The following is a 25,496-nucleotide window of genomic DNA, read 5'->3' as shown; positions in this document are numbered from 1 at the left end:
AACCGCTTTGTGTGAGGAGATACCGTGATGACTTCGTTCAACTCCGGGGCCCAACCCCAGAACCGCGCGCCGCAATCCATCGGCTTTCTGCTGTTGGACAATTTCACGCTGATTTCCCTCGCCTCGGCGGTTGAGCCGTTGCGCATGGCCAACCAGCTGTCTGGTCGTGAGCTGTATCGCTGGACCACTCTGAGTGTCGACGGTGGGCAAGTCTGGGCCAGCGATGGTCTGCAGATAACCCCTGACGCCTCCATGCACAAGGCCCCCGTCCTGGACACCGTGATTGTGTGCGGCGGCGTGGGTATTCAGCGCACCGTGACCCGCGAGCACGTCAGCTGGCTGCAAAGCCAGGCACGCCAATCGCGTCGTCTGGGCGCTGTCTGCACCGGCAGTTGGGCCTTGGCCTGCGCCGGCCTGCTCGATGGTTTCGATTGCAGCGTGCACTGGGAATGCCTGGCCGCGATGCAGGAAGCGTTCCCGCGTGTTGCCATGAGCACCCGCTTGTTTACCCTGGACCGTAACCGCTTCACCAGCTCTGGCGGCACCGCGCCGCTGGACATGATGCTGCACTTGATCAGCCGCGATCACGGTCGCGAACTGTCGGCAGCGATTTCCGAGATGTTCGTCTACGAGCGTATTCGCAACGAGCAGGATCACCAGCGTGTGCCGCTCAAACACATGCTCGGCACCAATCAGCCGAAACTGCAGGAAATCGTGGCGTTGATGGAGGCCAACCTTGAAGAGCCTATCGACCTGGACGAACTGGCGGTATACGTCACTGTTTCCCGGCGTCAGCTGGAGCGGCTGTTCCAGAAATACCTGCACTGCTCACCGTCGCGCTATTACCTCAAGCTGCGCTTGATCCGCGCCCGGCAACTGCTCAAGCAGACGCCGATGTCGATTATCGAAGTGGCGTCGGTGTGTGGCTTCGTGTCCACGCCGCACTTCTCTAAGTGCTACCGCGAATACTTCGGCATCCCGCCGCGTGACGAACGCGTCGGTTCCAACACCGCCCAGCAAGTCGCGATGATGCCAATCCCGCAAGCACTGGTGCTCGCGCCGCTGTCAGGTCCGCTGTCGGCGCTGAGCCAGGCGCGTAACGAATCGACGTTTGCGAGTGTGCGGTTGTGATTGAAAGGGCAAATGTTCGGCCCTCAACCCTGCGGGAGTGAATTCATTCACGTGAAGGCGCCTTTTCAGACGCCGAAAATCCTCACGCGGGCAAACAAACGCCAGTCCCACCCAGCCCGCAATAACCGGCCGGGTTCTTCGCCAAGTACTGCTGGTGATACGCCTCGGCGTAGTAGAACGTCGGTGCTTCTTCGATTTCGGTGGTGATCCGGCCCAGGCCAGCTTTGTCCAGTTCGGCCTGGAATGCGTCTTTGCTCACTTGGGCCGCTTTGAGTTGGGTTTCGTTGGTGCAGTAGATGACCGAACGATACTGGGTGCCGATGTCGTTGCCCTGACGCATGCCCTGAGTCGGGTTGTGCGCTTCCCAGAACGTTTTCAACAGTGCTTCGTAGGTCGTGTGTTCGGTGTCGTAGACCACCAGGACGACTTCGCTGTGGCCGGTCAGGCCCGAGCAGACCTCTTCGTATGTCGGGTTGGGCGTCATGCCTCCGGCGTAACCGACCGCTGTGCTGTGCACGCCCGGTTGCTGCCATAGACGGCGTTCAGCACCCCAGAAACAGCCCATGCCAAAAATCGCGAAATCCACGGTGCCAGGGAACGGGCCGAGCAACGGGTTGCCGTTGACGAAATGTTTTTCCGGCACGGTCATGTGCGTTTCACGGCCTGGCAGTGCCTGCGAGGCGGTAGGCAGTTCATTTTTGTTCACGAGTATCTCCGAGCGCAAAACCATGAGCCATATCCTCTGAATAGATCGAGACAACAGATAAGCGTTGTCAGTCAGGGCTTCTGATTAATAGAGGGTGAGTGACGATAGACCGACAGTTTGCCCGACTGTTCAGGGTCGAGGGAAGGGGCGGGGCACGCGGAGGGAGAGGCGCGGTGATGTCAGACCAGAGGGCCGCGAGGGTAACGTCGGAGCTTGTCGATCAGCTCCAGTCCTGGAATCGGCCGGTCAAACAGGTAGCCCTGGCCGACGTCGCAGCGGTGGCGGCGCAGGAACGCCAGCTGTTCGGCGGTTTCGACACCTTCGGCCACGACCGTGAGTTTAAGGTTGTGGGCCATGGCGATCACTGCTGAGGTGATTTCCATGTCGTCCTGATTGTCCGGAATGTCGCGGATGAAGCTGCGATCGATTTTGATGACGTCAATCGGGAATTTTTTCAGGTAGCTGAGGGACGAATAACCGGTGCCGAAGTCATCCATGGCCAGGGTCAGCCCGAGACTTTTCAGGAAGTCGAGTTGTTGTCGGGTGTCCTCGGTCGCTTCCAGCAGCAAACCTTCGGTGAGTTCAAGCTCCAGCAAGGGCGCTGCCAGACGCTCTTCCTTGAGGATGGTGGCAATCGAAGACACCAGGTCCGGATCGGAAAACTGCTTGGGCGACAGGTTGATCGCAACGTGCAAGAGCCCCAGCCCGGCAGCGGTCAGTTGCTTGCTCATGCGGCACGCTTCGCGCGCGACCCATTTACCGATGGGGATGATCAGGCCGGTTTCTTCTGCAACGCTGATGAACTGGTCCGGGCGAATCATGCCTTTTTCCGGGTGATTCCAGCGCAATAGCGCTTCCATTCCCAGCAACCGTCCACTGCGCAGGCACAGCTTGGGTTGGTAGAACACTTCCAGCTCGTTTTGGGTCAAGGCGCGTCGCAGGTTGTTCTCGACGAACAGCTTATAGCTGGCCTCGGCGTTGAGGGCTTCTGTGAATACTTGTACCTGATGTTTGCCGTTGGCCTTGGCCTTGTGCAGAGCCAGGCCGGCGTTCTTCATCAGGGTTTGCGGGTCGCGGCCGTGCAGTGGCGCGCAGGCGAGGCCCACGGAACCGGTGACGCTGATCAACTGGTTGTCGACGAACATCGGTTTATCCAGGGTCTTGAGCACCTGAATGGCGATCTGCTGGCCGGCGTCGAGATCGGTGTCATCCAGCAGTACGGCAAACTCGTTACTGGCAAACCGAGCCAGACTGCCGCTGGGGCTCAGGCTGTTGCGCAGGCGCCGGGCAAGGCTGATCAGCAGTTTGTCACCCGTCTGATGGCCAAGGCTGTCGTTGATGCGTTTGAAGTTGTCGATGTCCACCAGCAGCAGGCTGATCGGCGTGTCGCTGTCACGGGCGAAGCGCTCATCGAGGTTGCGAATGAACGCCGGTCGGTTGCCCAGGCTGGTGAGGTTGTCGGTGTAGGCCAGGCGCTCGATGCGCTGCTGTGCCAGCTTGGTCTGGGTGATGTCTTCGTAGATGCCGATGTAATGGGTCAGCTCACGATTGTCGCCATACACCTTGGAGATCGAAAGTTGCCCCCAATAGGGTTCCAGGTTTTTGCGACGGCTCTTGAACTCGCCTTGCCAACTGTTGCTTTTGGCCAGGCTGGAGTTGGCGTCGAGCAGCAATTCGTTGAGGTTTTCCAGCGCTGTCAGATCTGACAGCCGGTGGCCGTGAACCTCTTCGGTGGTGTATTGGGTGATCGCGGTGAAGCTCGGGTTGACGTATTCAACCACCCCGTCGCAATTGACCAGCAAGAAGGCGTTGGCGCTTTGTTCCACGGCACGCTGGAACAAATGCAAGGCGCTGGTGGCGGTGCGTCGGTTGTGGTTGTTGAGAACTTGCGCGAATTGGTCGGCCAACTCGCCGGCAAAGGTTATTTCATCGGCCTGCCAGAGGCGCGGGGTGCCGGTTTGTTCCAGGCACAGCACGCCGACGACATTGCCATCGACTCGGATACTGGCATCGAGCATCGCATTGATATCCCGAGGCTTCAGGCTTTCGGCCAGCTCGCGGGTGCGCGGGTCCAGTGAGACGTCATTGGCATCAATGGCGCGGCCGGTGTGCAGGGCATCCAGGTAGTTCGGGAACAGGCTGGCGTCGATGGGTTGCGGCAGCAGGCAGTCGCCCGTGTCGCGATTGAACGCGGCAATCGGCTCCAGGCGCTGGTCGTTGAGGTTCCAGATACTGGCGCAGGCGATGTCATAGATTTCGCAGGCGCTTTGGGTGATCAGTTGGGCCGCTTCCTGCACCGAGTTTTGGCTGCTGTAGCGATGGCGGGCCAGGCGCAGGATCAGGCTTTGCTGAGCGCGAACACGCTCAAGATGCAGCAATTGCTCATGCTGGGCACGCTGGTTGAGCTCAAGGGCAATTTGCAGGCGGTTGTTCTGGTTTTCCAGATCCGGGTCTGATGCAGGGCCGCTGTCACCGAACAGGCCTTCGACCACGATGATGTAGCCGCGTAGCAGGTGGCGGTTATGTTGCTTAAAGCCCTCACCCATCTCCAGCAGGCTGATTGGGCCCAAGGCGGTGTGCAGCGTATAGCGGATCAGATAGAACGGGCTGTTGGCCAATTGCAGCTGGATGTCGTCATGCATCTGATAGCGCGCTTCGGGCTCCATCAGGCTGGCATAAGGCGAGCCAATGAGGGCGCAAAGGTCTACCGCGGGCAGACCAAACTGCTTTTCGCAATTGGGATCGAGGTACAGCAGCGCCCAGCTAGCTTCATTCAGCCGTTCGAAACGCAACATACCGAGCCGCGAAGGCACCGGTAATTGCGTGACTACCTCGACCGCGGTTCGACCGACGGCATCGGGTTGGCTTTTCATTAAGAAACTCGCTTCCAGAATGCTGATCGCGCACGGGCTTACGCCCTCTTTTTCGTCGCGTGCGCCAAGGTTGCATCATGCAGCTCAGGCTGACAAGTGAGGGCAGTGGCTTAGTGCTATAAATCGTATCGATTGGCGTATCGATCTGCGGTGTTTCACGGGATTCTTGGGGTGTGCAAAGTATGACACTTAGCATACAAGCCAGTACCCACAAGCTCTGTGCAGGATTTATGGGTACTGGCTTGCCTGCAAAAAGGAGAGTCGCGGTCTGTTAATCCAGGGCAATGACGATCGGCTGTTTTTCCAGGGTTTGGCCATTTTTGCCAAAGAACTGCACCTGAACTTCTTTTTCATTCGCGCTCACATAGGCAAAGTTGTCTTCGCTGTGAACGCGGCTTATCAGTTGGCTGTTGTAAGCACCGTCGTCCACGATGCTCACCGGCTCATTCAGTATGAAGTCCGATTCATAGGCGTAAGCATACGTCGCCAAAAGCGGGATTTTGTACAGCGGCGAAGACACGATGGTGTGCACGCTGAAGTCGGGTTCGGCCGAATGGGTCAGTTTGCTGACCAGGGAGCAATGAACGTCGCCGGAAACGAATACGACGTTTTGGATTTTATTGAAGCGAATGTAGTCGAGAATCTGGTTGCGTTGCTCCGGGAACGACTTCCAGCTGTCGCCATCGTCTGATTGGAGGTCCGGGTAAAACATGACCGGCGTGACCACGAACTTGACCCGCGCCTGACTGGTTTTCAACCCGTCGAGCAGGGCGGCCATTTGCACCGTGCCAATCATTTCGGGTGGCGTGGTGTGCAATTTGCGCTCGGTTCGGACGTCCATGACAAACCAGTCGGATACGCCGTTGGTGACGGTGTACCAAAATTTCTTCGGGATGACCGAGCCGGAAATGTCTCCGCTCTTCCTCACGTCGTACAGGGGGCTGTGGCTGCATTGGTAGATGCTGTACGCCGTGATGGCGGCGGGGTAGAGCATCTCTATGTCTTGCGGGGTGGCCTTGGCGGGCCAGTTGTCCTCGATCTCATGGTCGTCGAGGATCATGTAGGTGGGCACGTTGTTCATCATTTTGCCGATACCCTCCTGGCTGAACGCGACCCGGTAACGGCTCAGAAAGTCTTCCAGCGCCGCTGCCGGGTTGATCAGGTTGAGGTCGTCGGCATAGATTTGATCACCCACCATGAACATGGCATCAATGGGCATTTTCTTTCGGGTGACTTTGTCGAACATCACTTTGAACATCTGGTCGCCCAGATCCGGCCACAGGCCCACTCCACCGCTGCCCCTCAGGGTATGGATATAACGGCACGAGCCGACGATGAAGTTACGCTCGGCTTTTGGATCGCGGGTGGCGGTCTTGAAGACATAGTTGCTGCTGGGCCACTTCAGTTTGCCGCTGCTTTGCAGAGCGACATTGCCCAGGGTTGTTTCAGCGCTGAACCAGCCTGCTTGATAGTCATAGACCGTGTTGTCCTCAAGGCCATCGAGGATCATCACCGCCGTCATGTCGTTGTAGGGCATCAGTTGGTTGAACACAGGTTCAGACCAGTCAGGACTGTGACTGGCCCGGTAACGTACAACGCTGAAATGAGGGGTTTGCGAGTCGCTTTTTTTGCTGCGAAGAAAAATTCGGCATTGTTGCGAGGTGGTATGGCCAACGACAGGGCCGACAGTGGGCTTGAGTATTTCCATGATTGAATCCTTTCAAATCAAATTGGTGGGTGCATGGCATCTCATTGATTCTAGGGCGGACAGGAAAAAAATCGCCTCATGAAGGGCTACAGCGTGTGCGGCTGCTGACGATGCGTGCTGTAGGAAAACCGGTTTGGCGGGCAAAAAAAAGCCCCGCCAAGTTGGCGGGGTTGAGGTACGAGCGTGGCAGCTCGGAAAACAGTGCTCGGCAGGCCCGCGGAAACGGGCCTGCCGGCTTTTTTACAGGAGCATCGTGCGGATATCCCCGAGCAGCTCGCTCAGGCGCTTGGTGAAGCGCGCAGCCGCAGCGCCGTTGATCACGCGGTGATCATAGGACAGTGACAGTGGCAGCATCAGTTTCGGCTGGAAGGCTTTACCGTCCCAGACTGGCTGGATAGTGGCCTTGGACACGCCAAGGATCGCCACTTCCGGTGCGTTGACGATCGGCGTGAAGCCGGTGCCGCCAATGTGGCCGAGGCTGGAGATCGTGAAGCAGGCGCCTTGCATGTCATCGGCGGAGAGCTTTTTGGAGCGCGCTTTTTCTGCCAGAGCGGCGGCTTCAGCGGCCAATTGCAGCAGGCTCTTCTGATCGACGTTCTTGATGACCGGCACCAGCAGACCTTCCGGCGTGTCCACGGCGAAGCCGATGTTCACGTACTTCTTGCGGATGATCGCTTTGCCGCTTGGCGCCAACGAGCTGTTGAAGTCCGGCAGTTCCTTGAGCAAATGCGCAGCCGCCTTGAGCAGCAGTGGCAGGACGGTCAGCTTGACGCCGGCCTTCTCTGCGACGGCTTTCTGAGCGATGCGGAAAGCTTCCAGTTCGGTGATGTCGGCCTGGTCGAACTGAGTCACGTGCGGAATGTTCAGCCAGCTGCGGTGCAGGCTTGATGCGCCGAGTTGCATCAGGCGAGTCATCGGCACTTCTTCGGTTTCGCCATAACGGCTGAAATCGACCACCGGGATCGGCGGAATACCCGCGCCCCCGGTAGCGCCGCCGGCCGGTGCTTCCTTGGCCTTCTGCATCATGGCCTTGACGTAAACCTGCACGTCTTCTTTGAGCACGCGACCGTGCGGGCCGGTTGAACCCACTGCCGTCAGCTCTACACCGAACTCACGAGCCAGTTGGCGAACGGCCGGGCCAGCGTGAACCTTGGCGCCGTCTTTCGCGGGTGCCACGGCGGCTGGAGCAGCGGCTTCGGCTTTTGGTGCCGAGGCAGCTACGGGTACGGCCGCTTCGGTTGTGGCCGGAGCAGCAGCCTGAGCCGGTGCGGCGGCGGGTGCTGCTGCGCCCGTCACTTTCAATTTCAGGATCAGGTCGCCGGTGCCGACTTCCTGGTCCAGCTTGACGCTGATGCTTTCGACCACGCCGGCAGCGGGCGAAGGAATTTCCATGCTGGCTTTGTCGGATTCGAGCGTGATCAGCGATTGATCAGCGACGATGGTGTCCCCGACCTTGACCATCAATTCGATGATCTTGGCTTTGCCCGACGAGCCGATGTCCGGAACATGGATGTCCTGGACGGTTTCGCTGGCAGCGGCAGCTGGCGCTGCAACCGGTGCCGACGCGGCGGCAGGCGCCGCTTTTTCTGGCGCGGCAGCGGCAGGTGCGGCCGCAGCGGGAGCCGCTTGTGCAGGAGCCGCCGTGTCGCCTTCGACTTCCAGTTCGAACAGCTCGTCGCCTTCTTTCAGGCGGTCGCCGAGTTTCACTTTCATGCTTTTGATGACGCCGGCTTTAGGCGCAGGGATTTCCATGCTCGCCTTGTCCGACTCCAGCGTCAGGATGCTCTGATCGGCTTCGATGCGATCGCCGACCTTGACCATCAATTCAATGACTTCACCTTCACCGTTGCCGATGTCGGGTACTCGAATTAGCTCACTCACAATCTCTCTCCTTCGGAGAACCTGTTCACTCTCGACTGCACTGGTTTCAGTTGAGACGAAAACAGCGTTGGGTGCTCATTTACCGATGTAAATTCCGCACCCTCTACTGCTTCGCGCACCTCATCAGCGCTGTGTGCGATCTGAAAACAGACTCTTAACAGTCCAGTGGGTTGCGTTTCTCAGGGTCGATGCCGAACTTGACGATGGCTTCAGCCACCACCTTGGGTTCGATATCGCCGCGATCAGCCAAGGCTTCCAGAGCTGCCAGCACCACGAAGTTACGGTCGACTTCAAAGAAGTGACGCAGCTTCTTGCGGCTGTCACTGCGGCCGAAACCGTCAGTGCCCAGGACTTTGTATTCCTTGGTCGGTACCCACTGACGAATCTGGTCAGCGAACAGTTTCATGTAGTCGGTCGAAGCGATCACCGGACCTTTACGGCCACTGAGGCATTCTTCCACGTAGCTCAATGCAGGCTTCTGACCCGGGTGCAGGCGGTTGCTGCGCTCTACGGCCAGGCCGTTGCGACGCAGTTCGTTGAAGCTGGTAACGCTCCAGACATCCGCGCCGACGTTGAACTGCTCGCGCAGGATTTTCGCCGCTTCACGCACTTCACGCAGGATGGTGCCCGACCCCATAAGCTGGACGTGGTGCGCCGCTTCCTTGGTGTCTTCTTCGAGCAGGTACATACCCTTGATGATGCCTTCCTCGACGCCAGCCGGCATGGCCGGTTGCACGTAGGATTCGTTCATCACGGTGAGGTAGTAGAAAACGTCCTGCTGCTCTTCGAACATCAGGCGCATGCCTTCGCGGATGATCACCGCCAATTCATAGCCGTAGGTCGGGTCGAACGTGCGGCAGTTCGGAATGGTCGAGGCCAGGATATGGCTGTGACCGTCTTCGTGCTGCAAACCTTCGCCGTTGAGCGTGGTCCGACCGGCCGTGCCGCCAACCAGGAAGCCACGGGTGCGGCTGTCGCCAGCGGCCCAGGCCAGGTCGCCGATACGTTGGAACCCGAACATCGAATAGAAGATGTAGAACGGGATCATCGGTTGGTTGTGAGTGCTGTAGGACGTACCGGCAGCGATGAAGGAGGACATGGCGCCTGCTTCGTTGATGCCTTCCTCGAGGATCTGACCTTTCTTGTCCTCGCGGTAGAACATCACTTGTTCTTTATCGACTGGCTCGTAGAGCTGGCCGACGGCCGAGTAGATGCCCAACTGACGGAACATGCCTTCCATACCGAAGGTACGGGCTTCGTCCGGGATGATCGGCACGATGCGCTGGCCGATTTCTTTGTCCTTGATCAGTTGCGACAGAATCCGCACGAACGCCATGGTGGTGGAGATTTCGCGATCGCCGGAACCGTCGAGGATAGCCTTGAGGGTTTCCAGTGGCGGAGTCGGTAGATCGAAACTCTTGGCGCGACGCTGTGGCACGAAACCGCCCAGTGCGGCACGACGCTCGCTCAGGTAGCGGGCTTCGGCACTGCCTTCTTCGGGTTTGAAGAACGGCAGGCTGTCCAGTTGGTCATCTTTGACCGGAATGTCGAAACGGTCACGGAAGCTTTTCAGGCTGTCGACGTCGACTTTCTTGGTGTTGTGCGCGGTGTTCTTCGCTTCGCCCGCACCGGTGCCGTAACCCTTGATGGTCTTGGCCAGAACCACGGTCGGTTGACCCTTGTGGTTGACGGCTTCGTGGTACGCCGCGTAGACCTTGTACGGGTCGTGGCCGCCACGGTTGAGCTTCCAGATTTCGTCGTCGGACAGGTCTGCAACCATGGCCTTGAGTTCAGGCGAGTTGAAGAAGTGTTCACGCACGAATGCGCCGTCTTTGGCTTTGTAGTTCTGATACTCGCCGTCGACCACTTCGTCCATCCGGCGTTGCAGGATGCCGTCGACGTCTTTGGCCAGCAGTGGGTCCCAGAAACGGCCCCAGACCACTTTGGTCACGTTCCATTGAGCGCCACGGAACACACCTTCGAGTTCCTGGATGATCTTGCCGTTACCGCGAACCGGGCCGTCGAGACGTTGCAGGTTGCAGTTGACGACGAAGATCAGGTTGTCGAGGTTTTCACGACCGGCCAGGGAGATTGCACCCAGGGATTCCGGCTCGTCGGTCTCGCCATCGCCCAGGAAGCACCAGACTTTCTGCTTGCCTTCAGGGATGTAGCCGCGGTGTTCCAGGTACTTCATGAAGCGTGCCTGGTAGATCGCCTGGATCGGGCCAAGGCCCATGGACACAGTCGGGAACTGCCAGAAATCTTTCATCAGCCACGGGTGTGGATAAGACGACAGGCCTTTGCCGTCGACTTCCTGACGGAAGTTGTTCATTTGGTCTTCGGTGATCCGGCCTTCCATGAACGCACGTGCGTAAACGCCCGGCGAAGCGTGACCCTGGAAGTAGATCAGGTCGCCGCCATGTTCGTCGGTCGGGGCCTGGAAGAAGTAGTTGAAACCAATGTCATACAGCGTCGCGCTGGAGGCGAAGCTGGAGATGTGACCGCCCAGGTCAGGGTCATGCAGGTTGGTTTTGACAACCATTGCCAACGCGTTCCAACGCACCAACGAGCGAATGCGGCGTTCCATGAACAGGTCGCCAGGCATGCGTGCTTCATGGGTAACGGGGATCGTGTTGCGGTAGGGCGTGGTGATGGCGTAAGGCAGCTGTGAGCCACTTCTGGTGGCCAGCTCGCCCATACGGGTCATCAAATAGTGAGCACGGTCTTCGCCTTCTTTGTCGAGAACCGATTCCAGGGCGTCCAGCCATTCCTGGGTTTCGACGGGATCGAGGTCTTGCATGGCTTGCTCCAGGGCGGAAAGGCTTCCAGAATCGGTTGCCTGAGTTTGCGACTGGCCTTGTGGGCAGACGACATAAATTCTTGGATTACCGGAGGTTGTACCGGCGTCGTGTAGTTTTACTACAAATCGTCGGCCATTTCAGCCTTTCGAGTAGATGCCTCAGTAGTAAAACTACAGAAGAGCGACCTATGGGCTCCTGTTGTGTTGTGAGATAAATCGTTAATGTGAGTGTAACGTGAACTCGGACGGGGAAAAGCTTGATGTTGGCTGCCAAGAAATATGATTTTTCAGCTATTTATAACCTTTGTTCTACGATCCGCCTCACTACGTATTTCTTGCTGTTACGACAACCGGCCCTCCGTACGCCGATAAAGGATAGACCATGAGCCTCCCTTTGCTGGCCGATCTGCCAGCCATCCTCCAGCCGTTTGTCACGCGTGCGCATCAGTCGTGGCGCACCGCCGTGGCTTCCCTTTCCGACGATATCCTTGTCACGCTGGACGCTTGGCCCGATGCACGCCGCGCCGCTTTCGACCGGGTGTGCGCGGCCAGTGACTTTGTCGCCGATCAGGTGTGCCGCGACCCGCAGATGCTCCTCGACCTTGCCGCGTCCGGCCAGTTGGAGCGCAGTTTTGCCGTGGGTGAGTTGCGCGAACAGCTTGACGCCGCCGTGCAACTCGCCAGCACCGAGGATGAGTTGGGCCACCATTTGCGTCGCCAGCGCACCCGGCATCAGGTGCGCATCGTCTGGCGTGACCTGACCCGTCAGGCCGATCTGGTTGAAACCTGCCGCGATCTGTCGGACATGGCCGACGCTTGCATCGATCTGGCCTATCAATGGCTGTATCAGCGCCATTGTCAGCAGTTCGGCGTGCCGACCGGGCGCCGCAGTGGTGAGCCGCAGCAGATGGTCATCCTCGGGATGGGCAAGCTGGGGGCGGTCGAACTCAACCTGTCGTCGGACATCGATCTGATCTTTGGTTACCCCGAGGGCGGCGAAACCCAGGGGGTCAAGCGCCCGCTGGACAATCAGGAGTTCTTCATTCGCCTGGGGCAACGGCTGATCAAGGCGCTGGACCCGATCACCGTCGATGGCTTCGTGTTCCGCGTGGACATGCGCTTGCGGCCTTATGGCTCGTCGGGCGCACTGGTGCTCAGTTTTAACGCGCTGGAGCAGTATTACCAGGATCAGGGCCGTGACTGGGAGCGCTACGCGATGATCAAAGCGCGGGTGGTGGGCGGCGATCAAGTCGCTGGCGGGCAGTTGCTCGACATGCTGCGGCCGTTCGTCTACCGGCGTTACCTGGACTTCTCTGCGATTGAAGCGCTGCGCACCATGAAGCAGCTGATTCAGCAGGAAGTCCGGCGTAAAGGCATGGCCGAGAACATAAAGCTTGGCGCTGGCGGGATTCGCGAAGTGGAGTTCATCGCCCAGGCGTTCCAGTTGATTCACGGTGGTCGTGACCTGAGCCTGCAACAACGCCCGCTGCTTAAAGTGCTGCACACCCTGGAAGGTCAGGGGTATCTGCCGCCTGCGGTGATTGGTGAACTGCGCGACGCCTATGAGTTTTTGCGATACACCGAACACGCGATCCAGGCCATCGCCGATCGCCAGACCCAGATGCTCCCGGACAGCCCGGAAGATCAGGCGCGCATCGCTTTCATGCTGGGCTTTGCCGACTGGACGAGTTTCCACGCACAGTTGATGCACTGGCGCGGCCGCGTGGATTGGCACTTCCGCCAGGTGATCGCCGATCCCGATGAAGAGCAGGGTGAAGAAAGCGAAATGGTGGTCGGCGGTGAATGGTTGCCGCTGTGGGAAGAGTCCCAGGATGAAGATGCCGCCTGCCGCCAGTTGCAGGAAGGCGGGTTTACCGATGCCACCAAGGCGCTGAAACAATTGTCAGGCCTGCGCAGCAGTCCGCAATTGCGCTCCATGCAGCGCCTGAGCCGCGAACGTCTGGACGCCTTTATTCCACGGCTGATGGCGCAGGCGGTGGAACATGAAAATCCCGACCTGGTCCTGGAGCGCGTGCTGCCACTGGTCGAAGCGGTCGCCCGACGCTCCGCCTATCTGGTGCTCCTGACGGAAAACCCCAATGCCCTGCGTCGTTTACTGACGCTGTGTGCGGCCAGCCCGTGGATCGCCGAACAAATCGCACGCTTCCCGCTGTTGCTCGATGAATTGCTCAACGAAGGCCGTCTGTTCAGCCCGCCGTTGGCCCCGGAGCTGGCAGCGGAATTGCGCGAGCGGTTGACCCGGATTCCCGAAGATGACCTCGAACAACAGATGGAGGCCCTGCGCCACTTCAAACTGGCCCACCGGCTGCGCGTGGCAGCCTCGGAAATCACCGGTAGCTTGCCCCTGATGAAAGTCAGCGATTACCTGACCTGGCTGGCCGAAGCGATTCTGGAGCAGGTGTTGGCCCTGGCCTGGCGCCACACGGTCGCCAGACACGGCACGCCGTCGCGCCCGGATGGCACCCTATGCGATCCCGGTTTTATCATCGTTGGGTACGGCAAAGTCGGGGGGATTGAGCTCGGTCATGGTTCGGACCTGGACCTGGTGTTCATTCACGACGGTGATCCGCAGGCCGAAACCGACGGCGCCAAGCCTATAGACGGCGCGCAGTTCTTCACCCGACTGGGCCAGCGGATTATCCATTTGCTGACCACCCAGACCAACTCCGGTCAGCTGTACGAGGTTGATATGCGCCTGCGTCCGTCTGGCGCGTCGGGGCTGCTGGTCAGCTCATTGGGCGCCTTCAGCCGCTATCAGGAAAACGAAGCCTGGACCTGGGAGCACCAGGCGCTGGTGCGTGCGCGGGTGTTGGTGGGCAGTCATGAGGTCGGTGCTGCTTTCGAAAAAGTACGGGCCTCCGTGCTGGGTCGCAAGCGTGATTTGCCTGCGCTGCGACTGGAAGTGAGCGAGATGCGCGCCAAGATGCGTGACAACCTTGGCAGCAAGTCGACGGCCGCCGGAACAGCCGCGAATGCCTTCGAAGCCACGGCGCCGTTCGATCTCAAGCAGGACGCCGGTGGTATCGTCGATATCGAATTTATGGTGCAATACGCCGCCTTGGCGTGGTCCTGGGAGCATCCGGCACTGCTGCGTTACACCGATAACATCCGTATTCTGGAAGGTCTGGAACAGGCCGGGTTGATCCCCGACACAGATGCCCACCTGTTACGCGAGGCTTATAAGGCCTATCGTGCAGCGGCTCACCGGCAGGCTTTGCAGAAAGAGGCCGGGGTGGTCGGCGGCGATCAATTTCACGCCCAGCGGCGCGAAGTGTTACGGATCTGGTCTGAGTTAGGTTTGAGTTAAGGGTGTGAATCAATGGCATCCGGCGAGCGCTCGCGACGTTAAACGTCGTGTGGCGCAGGATTTATAACGCTATGACAGGGAGGCGTCAGGTTGCGTGGCAAGGTCACGCAATTTGATAAGCCTCCCTGCTCGTTTCTGGTCGTTTTTGGATTAAGCATGAGAATTCTAATCGTTGGGCCAAGCTGGGTCGGTGACATGGTGATGGCGCAAACGCTGTTCCAGTGCCTGAAACAGCGTCATCCCCAGTGCGAAATCGATGTGTTGGCCCCCGAGTGGAGCCGGCCGATCCTTGAACGCATGCCTGAAGTGCGCAAGGCCTTGAGCTTTCCGCTCGGCCACGGCGCGCTCGAACTGGCGACCCGCCGCAGGATCGGCAAGTCGCTGGCGGGCCAGTATGACCAGGCGATTCTGTTACCCAACTCGCTGAAATCGGCCCTGGTGCCGTTTTTTGCGGGCATTCCGAAACGCACCGGCTGGCGGGGCGAGTTCCGTTACGGTCTGCTCAACGATGTGCGCACCCTGGATAAGCAGCGTTACCCGCTGATGATCGAGCGTTTCATGGCGTTGGCCTATGACGCGGGCGCCGAGCTGCCTCAGCCGTATCCACGGCCGAGCCTGCGAATCGATGCCGCCACCCGCGATGCGGCGCTGAGCAAGTTCGGCCTGGCGCTTGATCGCCCGGTGCTGGCGCTGTGTCCTGGCGCCGAGTTCGGCGAGTCCAAGCGCTGGCCTGCTGAACATTACGCCAAGGTCGCTGAAACCCGAATTCGCCAAGGCTGGCAGGTCTGGTTGTTTGGTTCGAAAAATGATCATGCGGTGGGCGAGAGCATTCGTGATCGATTGATCCCCGGCTTGCGCGAAGAGGCCGTCAACCTCAGCGGCGACACGTCGCTGGCCGAAGCGATTGACCTGATGTCCTGCGCTGACGCGGTGGTGTCCAATGACTCGGGCTTGATGCACGTCGCCGCGGCGCTCAACCGCCCGCTGGTGGCGGTGTACGGCTCGACGTCTCCCGGCTTCACTCCGCCGTTGGCCGACAAGGTCGAAATCGTCCGGTTGGGCATCGAATGCAGCCCGTGTTTCGACCGTACCTGCCGCTTCGGCCATTACAACTGCCTGCGCCAACTGGAGCCAACACCTGTGGTCGAGGCGCTGGAGCGTCTGGGCGGCACGCCGGTCGAGGTTATCTGAGTTGCGGGTACTGTTGATCAAAACCTCTTCGCTGGGGGATGTGATTCACACGCTGCCAGCGTTGACCGACGCTGCGCGGGCGTTGCCCGGTATTCAATTCGACTGGGTGGTCGAAGAAAGCTTCGCCGAGATCCCGACCTGGCATCCGGCGGTGGCCGAGGTGATCCCGGTGGCCATCCGGCGCTGGCGCAAGAACCTCTGGCAAACCCTCAAGAATGGCGAGTGGCGGCGCTTCAAACAGCGTTTGAGCGAGACCGACTACGACCTGGTCATTGACGCTCAAGGGCTGCTGAAAAGTGCGTTGCTGACGCGTTACGTCAACGCGCCGGTGGTGGGCCTTGATCGGCAATCGGCGCGCGAGCCGTTGGCCAGTCGCTTTTATGACCGACCGTATCCAGTGGCGCGCGGGCAGCATGCGGTAGAGCGTTTACGCCAGTTGTTCGCTCAAGCGCTGGGCTATCAAGTGCCTGACGGTCTGGGCGATTACGGCCTGGATCGCGCACGGCTGCTGGACGCACCTGACGGTGAGCCGTTCGTCCTGTTTCTGCACGGCACCACGTGGACGACCAAACACTGGCCAGAGCTCTATTGGCGGCAGTTGGCTGAGCTGATGGGCGCGCGCGGTCTTCAGGTGCGCCTGCCATGGGGCAATCCGGCCGAGCTGGCGCGTGCCGAGCGCATTGCCGACGGCCTGGATAACGCGGTGGTACTGCCCAAGCTGAATCTGGCGGGCGTTGCCAAGGTCTTGGCGGGCGCTCAAGCGTGTGTCGCGGTGGACACCGGTCTTGGTCATTTGGCTGCCGCGCTGGACGTGCCCACCCTGTCGCTGTTCGGCCCGACCAACCCTGGCCTGACCGGTGCATATGGCAAGTCGCAAGTGCACATTGCCAGCGACTTTCCATGTGCCCCGTGCCTGCAAAAGAAATGCACCTATCGCCCGACCGCTGAAGATCAGCGCCGGTTCGATCTAAAACGCGAGTGGCCATTGTGCTTCACTCGCTTGAATCCCGAGCGAGTAGCGAGCCAATTGGGCGCGCTGTTGCTGGCAAAGGAACCAAGCTGATGCAACTGGCTTTTGTGCTTTATAAATACTTCCCGTTCGGCGGCCTGCAACGCGACTTCATGCGTATTGCCCTGGAATGCCAGCAGCGCGGGCATCAAATCCGCGTCTACACCTTGATCTGGGAAGGCGACGTGCCGCCCGGCTTCGAAGTGTTGGTGGCGCCGGTCAAGGCAATGTTCAACCATCGCCGAAACGAAAAGCTCAGCGCGTGGATGAAAGCGGACCTGGCCAAGCGTCCGGTGGACCGTCTGATCGGCTTCAATAAAATGCCGGGTCTGGACGTGTACTACGCCGCCGATGGCTGCTTTGAAGACAAAGCGCAAAACCTGCGTAACGCGTTATACCGTCGCTGGGGACGCTATCGTCACTTCGCCGAGTATGAGCGGGCGGTGTTCGCCAAAGACGCGAAAACCGACGTGTTGATGATTTCCGAAGTGCAGCAGCCGTTGTTCATCAAGCACTACGACACGCCACTGGAACGCTTCCACCTGCTGCCGCCGGGCATCGCCCTGGATCGCCGCGCGCCGGCCGATGCGCCGCAGATTCGCGCCGAGTTCCGGCGCGAGTTTGGCCTCGCGGACGACGACTTGCTGGTGGTGCAGATTGGCTCCGGGTTCAAGACCAAGGGCGTTGATCGCAGCCTGAAAGCGCTGGCCGCCTTGCCTGCGGAGCTGAAAAAGCGCACCCGCTTGTTTGTGATTGGCCAGGACGACCCTAAGGTGTTCCAGCTGCAAAGCGCCACGCTGGGGCTGGGCGAGCATGTGCAGTTCCTCAAGGGGCGCAGTGACATTCCGCGTTTCCTGCTGGGTGCCGACCTGTTGATTCACCCGGCCTACAACGAAAACACGGGCACGGTTCTGCTTGAAGCGCTGGTGGCTGGCTTACCGGTGCTGGTCAGTGCAGTGTGCGGTTATGCGCATTACATCGCCGAAGCCGATTGCGGCCGGGTGCTGGACGAGCCTTTCGAGCAGGCGCAACTCAATCAGTACCTGGCAACCATGCTCAAGGATGAGGCTGCACGCAGGGCCTGGAGCCTTCATGGCCTGGCCTTCGCCGATACGGCGGACCTCTATAGCATGCCGCAGCATGCGGCCGATGTGATTCTGGCGGAGCACCACGGATGAAATTGATCCTTGCTGAGCCGTTCAAAAGCCTCTGGAATGGGCGCGACGCGTTCGCCGAAGTCGAGCGTTTGGACGGTCAGGTTTATCGCGAGCTCGAAGGTCGGCGCACGCTGCGTACCGAAGTCGAGGGTCGCGGCTATTTCGTCAAGATTCACCGGGGTATCGGCTGGGGTGAAGTGGCCAAAAATCTGATGACCGCCAAATTGCCCGTGCTGGGCGCCGGTCAGGAGTGGAAGGCGATCAATCGCCTGCACGAAATCGGCGTACCCACCATGACCGCCGTTGCCTATGGCGAGCGCGGCAGCAATCCGGCCGCGCAGCACTCATTCATCGTCACCGAAGAATTGGCGCCGACCGTCAGCCTGGAAGATTTCAGCATCCATTGGCGTCAGCAACCGCCGCAGCCAAGGCTCAAGCGCGCACTGATCGCCGAGGTCGCGCGCATGACCGGCATGATGCACCGCGCTGGGGTCAATCATCGTGACTGCTACATCTGTCACTTCCTGCTGCACACCGACAAACCGGTGACGGCTGACGATTTCAAGCTGTCTTTGATCGACCTGCACCGCGCTCAGACACGCAAGACGATCAGCATGCGCTGGCGTAACAAGGACCTGGCCGCGTTGTATTTCTCGGCGCTGGACATCGGTCTGACCCAACGTGACAAATTGCGCTTCCTGCGCGGCTACTTCCAGCAGCCTTTGAGGCAGATCCTGGCACAGGAAGCGGCGTTGCTCAGTTGGCTGGAAAGCAAGGCCAACAAGCTGTACGCACGCAAAGTACGCTACGGGGATGCGCTCTGATGCCTGGCTGGAACCTGGAACCGGCATACGGTGCGCTCGCCGATGACTTTGGCAGTCTGGATGCGGTCTTTGCCTTGCAGGGCGAACGGCTGACGCTTGATCCGTTGTCCGAGGTGATCCGCGTCGAACGAGATGGCGTGAATTACTACGTCAAACGTTACGTCGGTGCCGGCAAAGGTTTGCGTCGCTACATGGGTCGGCCACGGGTCAAGTCCGAGTGGCAGAACCTCAAGCGCTTCGCCAAGTGGGGCATCCCGACGGCGGAAGTGATTGCCTGGGGGCTTGAGCGTCGAGGCACTGCTTATGATCGCGGTGCATTGATCACCCGCGAATTGCCGCGCACTGAAGATTTGTCCGTGCTGGCGGGTCGGCGTGACCCGCTGCTGTCGAGCCCGGACTGGGTCGATGGCATCAGCCGGCAATTGGCCCGCTATACGCGCGCTATGCATGACCGGCGCTTCACCCATAATGATTTGAAATGGCGCAACTTACTGGTCGATGATCAGTCCACGCTGTTTTTGATCGACTGCCCCAATGGTGCGTTCTGGTGGGGCTTCTTGTTGCGCTACCGGATCATCAAAGACCTGGCCTGCCTGGACAAAGTCGCGAAATATCACCTGTCGGCGACCCAGCGACTGCGGTTCTATTTACAGTACTGTCAGCGGCCGCGCTTGAGCAGTTCGGACAAAAAACGCATTCGGCACATTGTCAGTTTTTTTGAGGGCCGCGAATGAGTGACTTCATCGCCGCAACGGATCGTGGGTTGCTTGAACGCCATGGTCTGGCGAGTTTCGACGCATTGTGGGACGTTCAACTGGACGCCGTCGACGAGCCCAATACCGGGCGCGGCGGCTGGAGCAGCGTGTTTCGTCTTGAGCTGGAAGGCTCCGGCTTTTACCTCAAGCGCCAGAGCAACTACCTGACCCGAACCCTGCATAGCCCATTTGGCGAGCCTTCGTTTTCTCGCGAATTTCGCAATATCAGCCGCTACCAGGCGTTGGGCATTCCCGCGCTGCAGGCCGTCTTCTTCGGCGAGCGCAAGGTGGAAGGCGAGCGTCGGGCGATCCTGATGACGCGGGCGCTGGACAGCTGGAATGACCTGGATACTTTGCTGGAAAAGTGGCTGACGCTGACCGCTCACCAGCACCTGGCGATCCTCCAGGCCTGTGGGCAACTGGCGCGTACGCTGCATTCCGCTGGACAGGTTCATGGCTGTTTTTATCCCAAGCATATTTTCCTGCGCTCGCGCTCGGGTGCGTATCAGGCGCAGTTGATCGATCTGGAAAAAACCCGGCCGGTGCTGTTCGGTTGGCGTGACCGGATCAAAGACCTTGAGCCATTGCTGCGCCGTGCGCCGATATGGACTGAAACCGAGGTGCGTGACCTGTTGGCGACGTATCTGCAAGCGCCTACCACCAGCGCGGTGGTCGATACGTGGTGGCAACGATTGTCCGAGCGCCGCAGCCATAAAGAGGCCCGCTGATGCGATTGTCTGAACTCAACGCTGCCGGACGCACGCCTGCGCTGCCGATGAACCTGGCGCTGGCTGATGCCGCTGGCCCTGCCGAGCTGCAACTGTTGACCTTGCTGCGGGTGTTGCCGGGACAGCGTTATGTCGGCGCCGGTATCTGGCGCGGACGTCCTGTGTTGGCAAAACTGTTGGTCGGCTCCAAAGCGGCGCGGCATTTTCAGCGCGAGCTGGCTGGCGTGCGTTTGCTCGCCGAGCAAGGCATGACCACGCCCTTGTTGTTGGCCGATGGCCTGCAAGATGGCGAGGGTGGCTGGTTGTTGTTCGAGTTTCTGGAGCACGCGCAGAGCCTCGGCAAAGCCTGGTCTGACGTAGAACACTTGCCTGTCTTGGCGCCTGAGCAGCAAGCCGTATTGGGCGACGCGCTTTCAGCCATCGCACAACTGCACAGCAAAGGGCTGTGGCAGGAAGACTTGCACCTGGATAACCTGCTGCGTCACAACGGCCGCTTGTATTTGATCGACGGCGCGGGGATTCGCACCGAGCAGGCCGGCAAACCGCTGTCGCGAGCCCGCGTGCTGGAAAATCTCGGGGTGTTTTTCGCTCAGTTGCCCAAGACCCTCGAGCCGTTCACTGAAGAATTGTTGGTGCATTACCTGTTGAGCAACGGCGAACATGGTTTGCCAATGGAAGCGCTGCAAAAGCAGATCGATAAGGTTCGCGTTTGGCGCCTGAAGGACTTCCTCGGCAAGGTCGGCCGCGATTGCAGTCTGTTCAGCGTCAAGGACAGCGCTTTTGGCTTGCGCGCGATTCGGCGCGAAGAAGAGGCCGCGATGACGCCGGTACTGGCCCAGGCTGATCAGCTGCTTGATCACGGTCATCTGTACAAAACCGGTGGCGCGGCCAGTGTCGGGCGTGTGGACGTGGCCGGTCGACCCTTGGTCATCAAGCGTTACAACATCAAGAACTTCGCCCATTGGCTCAAGCGTTTCTGGCGCCCGAGCCGCGCCTGGCATTCGTGGCGTGAAGGCAATCGGCTGGCGTTCCTCGGTATCGCGACGCCCAAGCCACTGGCGTTGCTGGAGCAGCGATTCTTCTGGCTGCGGCGCAAGGCTTACCTGGTGACCGAGTTCTTGCCGGGACCGGACATCATCGAGCGATTCGCACCTTATGTAGCGACAGGCAATGCGCCGGACGTTGAGTTGCAGGCGCTGGATCAGTTGTTCGGCCAGTTGCTGCGCGAACGCATCAGCCATGGCGATCTGAAAGGGCATAACGTGTTCTGGCACCAGGATCGATGGGCGCTGATCGACCTTGATGCGATGTGCCAGCACGCCTCGGCTTCATCCTTTGCGACGGCGTTTACCCGTGATCGCGCGCGCTTCATGCGTAACTGGCCGGTCGACAGCGCGCTGCACCAGGTGCTGGAGCAGCGCCTGCCTAAAACGGCTGGATGAGTTCAAGCCCTCGCCGCGTCCGGTCCTGAAATAGGTTTACACCCGTTTCAGGACTAGACAGGGCGACCCACCCGACCACACCCCGCATCATTACGCTATAATCCCGCCCTTTAGCTGTTCCTCGCGCCTTTTGCGAGAGCACATTTTTCTCAGGCGCCTGCCGCCTGCATGCAGACTAAAGAGGCTAGACCCCTGTGGCATTGACGATTCTTGGCCTGTCCGGCGCCCTTAGCCATGATCCTTCCGCAGCCCTGTATATCGACGGCAAGCTGATTGCGGCCGCTGAAGAAGAGCGCTTCGTTCGCGATAAGCACGCAAAGAACCGCATGCCCTACGAGTCGGCGAAGTTCTGCCTGGAGCAAGCGGGTATCAAGCCTTCGGACGTTGACGTGGTGGCGATTCCCTTCGCCCCGATCAGCTTGTTCGGCAAGGCGCGCTGGCACTATGCCAAGCGCTACTGGTACGCCCCGGATCGCGCCCTTGATGCGCTGCTGATGGGCAACCGCCGCTACAAACGCTATCGCAACAAAATCGTCTTCTGCCTGGAGCAGTTGGGCTTCGATCCGAAAAAAATCAAGATCGAGCCCGTCGAGCACCATCTGGCCCACGCCTCCAGCGCTTACCACTGCTCCGGTTTCCAAGAGAAAACCGCGATCATGGGCATCGATGGCAAGGGTGAGTACGCCACCACGTTCTTCGGCTACGGCGAAAACGGCAAGATCCACAAAATCAAAGAGTTCTTCGACCCGGACTCCCTCGGCGGCCTGTACGGCGCGATCACCGAATTCCTCGGCTTCGAAATGCTCGACGGCGAATTCAAGGTCATGGGCATGGCGCCGTATGGCGATGCCAGCAAATACGATTTCTCGCGTCTGGCGACATTCGAAAATGGCGAGTTGGTCATCAACACCGACTACGCCAACGTGATCGGCCTGCGTCGCTATAAAGAGAAGGGCAAAGGCTTCTACTTCTCGCCGAAGCTCATCGAGTGGCTGGGTCCCAAGCGCGAAGGCGACATCGCCGACGAGCCCTACATCCACTACGCGGCAAGCATGCAAGCGCTGTTCGAGAAGCTGTCGCTGCAAATGATGGACTTCTACCTGGGCGATATCCTCAAGGAGACCGGCAAGCTGGCGTTCGCGGGCGGTTGCGCGCTGAACGTCAAACTGAACCAGAAGATCATTGCGCGTCCGGAAGTCAAAGAGCTGTTCGTGCAACCGGCCTCCGGTGATGCCGGGACCGCTGTAGGTGCTGCGGCTTATGTGTCCCACGCGCGCGGCGTGCCCGTGGAGAAGATGGAACACGTCTATCTCGGCCCGTCGTACAGCAACGAAGACGTGATCGCTGCCTGCGCCCGCCACCCGAGCAAGCCGGTCTGGCGCCAGATCGACAATACTCCGCAGCGCATCGCCAAAATCATGGTCGAGGGCAACCCGGTCGCCTGGTTCCAGGGGCGTATGGAGTTTGGCCCGCGCGCCTTGGGCGGTCGTTCGATCATCGGGTGCCCGAGCATTGCCGGCGTAGCCAATCGCATCAACGAACAGATCAAGTTTCGTGAGCGCTGGAGGCCTTTCTGCCCGTCGATGCTCGACACCGTCGGCCCGCAGATGATCAAGGTCGATCACCCTGCGCCCTTCATGACCTTCACCTTTGAAGTGTCTGACGAGTGGAAAAGCCGCGTGCCGGAAGTGGTCCATGAAGATGGAACCTCCCGTGCCCAAGTGCTGGAGCGCAAATACAACCCGCGCTACTACGACATGATGAAGGCGCTGGAAGAACTGACCGGCAACGGCGTGTCCTTGAACACCTCGCTCAACCGTCGTGGCGAACCGATGATTTGCTCGCCGACCGATGCGCTGAACATGTTCTTTGGTTCAGACCTGGAATACCTGATTATGGAAGACATCCTGGTGCTCAAAGACGGCGTGGATGCTTATGACACGTTCGGCTGAACGCCATGTGCTGCAGTTTTGTCACGGCTATGACGGGCCGTTCCTCGACTGCGCCCGGCAGTACGCCAGCCTGTTCGCAGGCAAGGGATACCGGGTTACCACGGTATTCCTGACCGGCGCGGTCGATGCCGAGGTCGCCGCCGGTTGCGCCTCGGACGAAGTGCTGTTTCTTGAATACAGCTCCAGGGACGTCCGCGGCCTGAAGCTCGGGGCGATCCGCGATCTGCGCAAGATCGCCGCCACGCGTTCCTTCAGTTTCTGCATCGCTCATCGTTTCAAACCGGTGTACATCGCCCTGCTGGCGACCCGTTTGCCAGTGATTGGCGTACATCACGCCTTTGGTGATTACCATCGCCGTACGCGCAAACTGTTCGCCCATATTTTCCGCTGGCGTCTGAGCCTGCTGGGCGTGTCTGATGCGGTGCGCGATGACATGCGTGCAAGTCTGCCCAAGTGGCCGACCGGGCGCATTCAAACCCTCTACAACCGAATCGACATCGAGCAGTTGCAGGCGACTCAACTGCCCGCTGCCGAGGCGCGTGAGGCCCTGGGACTGTCGTCTTCTGCCTTTATCGTCGGCAACGTCGGTCGTCTGCATCCGGACAAAGACCAGGCGACGCTGCTGCGTGGGTTCGCCCTTGCGCGGCCCTCGTTGCCGGAAAACAGTCAGCTGGTGATTATGGGCAAGGGCCGTCTGGAGCAGGACCTTAAAGAGCTGGCGCGTGAGCTCGATATCGGCTCGCAGGTGCTGTTCCTCGGTCAGGTGGCTGACGCGCGGCGCTATTACAAGGCGTTCGATGTGTTCGCCCTGAGTTCGGATAACGAGCCGTTCGGCATGGTCCTGCTCGAAGCGATGGTTGCCGGGGTTCCGCTGTTGGCAACCTCGGGCGGCGGCGCCAAGGAAGTGGTCGAAGGCGTGGGTGTCCTGTTTCCTCTGGGCGATGATCAGCATTTGGCTCAGGGCCTTGGTTATCTGGCCACGCTGAATGACGAGCAGCGCGCTGCGTGTGCGGAACTGATGCTGCAACGCCTTCGCGAGCGCTTTTCCGATCACGCCGTGCGCGATGTGTTCTGGCGCCTGCCGCAAGTCACCAGCCTGATCGCGGAGTCGTAATGCTTAACCGATTTCAAGGCTGGCGTGAACGTGGCTGGACCCTGATCGATGCCCCTGCCTACGCGCAGGCCTGGCAGCGGTTTGGCGGCAGCGTGGCGACCCATCCTTTGGTGGTCGAGCGGCTGGCCGGTCTGGCGGATATCCCTGTGCGTTATCTGGGCTGGGAGCAGGACGGCGAGTTGCAAGCGGCGATCCCGACCTGGGGTCGCTCATTGGCGCTGTCCAAGGACGTGCTGAAAAGTCAGGGCAAGAAAGGCCTGTTCGACTTGGGTAATGCCGAACTGATTCTGCCGATAGCGGCCGGCGCGCAGATTCCCTTGCGCCATCGGGCCCGTTATTTGTCGGCGCTGCATGAAGGCCAAGTCAGTACCCTCAAGCCCCAGGCTGAATCGCTGGCCATGGCCCGCACCCCGGAAGAGCTGTCGAAGAAATTTCGCTATAACCAGCGCCGCGAGCTGCGCTTGCTGGAAGAGGCGGGTGGCGTGGTACGGCCAGTGACCGACTTCACCAACGTCGAACTGGCGCGCATGTATTGCGATTTGTTCCAGCGCCGCTGGGGATTCCCCGCGACAGGCGCCGAGCGCATGGCTGATGTGATCGAATTGCTGCGTGAGCTGTTGATCGGTTCGGTGGTGTTCCTCAACGACGCCCCCATCGCTATTCAGTTGGTGTATCGGGTTGAAGCGCCGCAGTGGATCAGCGTCGAATACATCAACGGCGGGGTCGATCCGGAAACCCGCGACTTCAGCCCCGGCAGCGTCCTTAGTTTCCTCAATACCCAGAGCGCCTGGGAACACGCGCGCGCTCTCGATAAACCGCTGCGTTTCTCCTTCGGGCGTGCCGACCGCGAATACAAGGACCGTTGGTGCAACCCTGTGCCAGTATTCCAGGTATGAC

At 59.7% G+C, this 25,496-nt stretch carries 17 protein-coding genes; 12 read left to right on the top strand and 5 right to left on the bottom strand.

Features of this window, described 5'->3' with window-relative positions; genetic code table 11:
- Nucleotides 1–27 precede the first annotated feature (27 nt).
- The gene (gbdR, locus tag AC1MEA_RS05220; RefSeq protein WP_219062371.1) at nt 28–1,131 is read left to right on the top strand and encodes a choline metabolism transcriptional regulator GbdR; all 1,104 of its coding nucleotides are present in this window, start codon (nt 28–30) and stop codon (nt 1,129–1,131) included.
- 82 nt (nt 1,132–1,213) lie between these two features.
- Here gbdR and msrA read toward each other — a convergent pair whose 3' ends face one another.
- From msrA to aceE, 5 genes are all read right to left on the bottom strand, one after another.
- Nucleotides 1,214–1,861: a peptide-methionine (S)-S-oxide reductase MsrA gene (gene msrA / locus AC1MEA_RS05215; RefSeq protein WP_480917026.1), complete on the bottom strand. Its 648-nt coding sequence runs from the start codon at nt 1,859–1,861 to the stop codon at nt 1,214–1,216.
- A gap of 155 nt (nt 1,862–2,016) precedes the next feature.
- Nucleotides 2,017–4,710, bottom strand: a complete 2,694-nt coding sequence (locus tag AC1MEA_RS05210; protein WP_480917025.1) for a putative bifunctional diguanylate cyclase/phosphodiesterase — start codon at nt 4,708–4,710, stop codon at nt 2,017–2,019.
- A gap of 271 nt (nt 4,711–4,981) precedes the next feature.
- Nucleotides 4,982–6,418 carry an alkaline phosphatase D family protein gene (locus AC1MEA_RS05205; RefSeq protein ID WP_480917024.1) on the bottom strand — a complete coding sequence of 479 codons (1,437 nt, stop codon included), beginning with the start codon at nt 6,416–6,418 and terminating at the stop codon, nt 4,982–4,984.
- A gap of 240 nt (nt 6,419–6,658) precedes the next feature.
- Nucleotides 6,659–8,299 (bottom strand): dihydrolipoyllysine-residue acetyltransferase, encoded by a 1,641-nt coding sequence (aceF, locus tag AC1MEA_RS05200; RefSeq protein WP_480917023.1) that lies wholly within the window; start codon nt 8,297–8,299, stop codon nt 6,659–6,661.
- A gap of 154 nt (nt 8,300–8,453) precedes the next feature.
- Nucleotides 8,454–11,099 (bottom strand): pyruvate dehydrogenase (acetyl-transferring), homodimeric type, encoded by a 2,646-nt coding sequence (gene aceE / locus AC1MEA_RS05195; RefSeq protein WP_480917022.1) that lies wholly within the window; start codon nt 11,097–11,099, stop codon nt 8,454–8,456.
- A 382-nt stretch (nt 11,100–11,481) separates the two neighbouring features.
- Here aceE and glnE point away from each other — a divergent pair, with 382 nt between their 5' ends.
- The 11 genes from glnE (at nt 11,482) to AC1MEA_RS05140 (ending at nt 25,495) form a co-directional block, all read left to right on the top strand.
- Nucleotides 11,482–14,427 carry a bifunctional [glutamate--ammonia ligase]-adenylyl-L-tyrosine phosphorylase/[glutamate--ammonia-ligase] adenylyltransferase gene (gene glnE / locus AC1MEA_RS05190; protein WP_480917021.1) on the top strand — a complete coding sequence of 982 codons (2,946 nt, stop codon included), beginning with the start codon at nt 11,482–11,484 and terminating at the stop codon, nt 14,425–14,427.
- Between the two features lie 156 nt (nt 14,428–14,583).
- On the top strand, nt 14,584–15,618 hold the full coding sequence (gene waaF, locus AC1MEA_RS05185; RefSeq protein ID WP_219062378.1) for a lipopolysaccharide heptosyltransferase II: 1,035 nt from the start codon (nt 14,584–14,586) through the stop codon (nt 15,616–15,618).
- A 1-nt stretch (nt 15,619) separates the two neighbouring features.
- Nucleotides 15,620–16,681 (top strand): lipopolysaccharide heptosyltransferase I, encoded by a 1,062-nt coding sequence (waaC, locus tag AC1MEA_RS05180; protein WP_480917020.1) that lies wholly within the window; start codon nt 15,620–15,622, stop codon nt 16,679–16,681.
- Nucleotides 16,681–17,805, top strand: coding sequence for a glycosyltransferase family 4 protein (locus tag AC1MEA_RS05175; protein WP_480917019.1), 1,125 nt, complete (start codon nt 16,681–16,683; stop codon nt 17,803–17,805). Before waaC ends, AC1MEA_RS05175 begins: the two co-directional genes overlap by 1 nt.
- On the top strand, nt 17,802–18,608 hold the full coding sequence (gene rfaP, locus AC1MEA_RS05170; RefSeq protein ID WP_480917018.1) for a lipopolysaccharide core heptose(I) kinase RfaP: 807 nt from the start codon (nt 17,802–17,804) through the stop codon (nt 18,606–18,608). Before AC1MEA_RS05175 ends, rfaP begins: the two co-directional genes overlap by 4 nt.
- A complete protein-coding gene (locus AC1MEA_RS05165; RefSeq protein WP_449634050.1) occupies nt 18,608–19,342 on the top strand; it encodes a lipopolysaccharide kinase InaA family protein in 735 nt (244 codons plus the stop codon). The genes rfaP and AC1MEA_RS05165 overlap by 1 nt, the downstream gene beginning before the upstream one ends.
- Entirely contained in the window at nt 19,339–20,091 is a 753-nt protein-coding gene (locus tag AC1MEA_RS05160) for a lipopolysaccharide kinase InaA family protein (RefSeq protein WP_480917017.1), read from the top strand. Before AC1MEA_RS05165 ends, AC1MEA_RS05160 begins: the two co-directional genes overlap by 4 nt.
- A complete protein-coding gene (locus tag AC1MEA_RS05155) occupies nt 20,091–21,533 on the top strand; it encodes a lipopolysaccharide kinase InaA family protein (protein WP_480917016.1) in 1,443 nt (480 codons plus the stop codon). Before AC1MEA_RS05160 ends, AC1MEA_RS05155 begins: the two co-directional genes overlap by 1 nt.
- Nucleotides 21,534–21,727: 194 nt before the next feature.
- Nucleotides 21,728–23,485 (top strand): carbamoyltransferase family protein, encoded by a 1,758-nt coding sequence (locus AC1MEA_RS05150; protein ID WP_219062385.1) that lies wholly within the window; start codon nt 21,728–21,730, stop codon nt 23,483–23,485.
- Complete coding sequence (locus AC1MEA_RS05145) at nt 23,469–24,599, top strand: glycosyltransferase (RefSeq protein WP_480917015.1); 1,131 nt, start codon at nt 23,469–23,471, stop codon at nt 24,597–24,599. The genes AC1MEA_RS05150 and AC1MEA_RS05145 overlap by 17 nt, the downstream gene beginning before the upstream one ends.
- Nucleotides 24,599–25,495, top strand: coding sequence for an antimicrobial resistance protein Mig-14 (locus tag AC1MEA_RS05140; RefSeq protein ID WP_480917014.1), 897 nt, complete (start codon nt 24,599–24,601; stop codon nt 25,493–25,495). Before AC1MEA_RS05145 ends, AC1MEA_RS05140 begins: the two co-directional genes overlap by 1 nt.
- Nucleotide 25,496 lies beyond the last annotated feature (1 nt).

Source organism: Pseudomonas sp. ASL8 (assembly GCF_056680355.1).
Note: the sequence above shows the minus strand (reverse complement) of the source record. Positions and strands in the feature narration are given on the sequence as shown.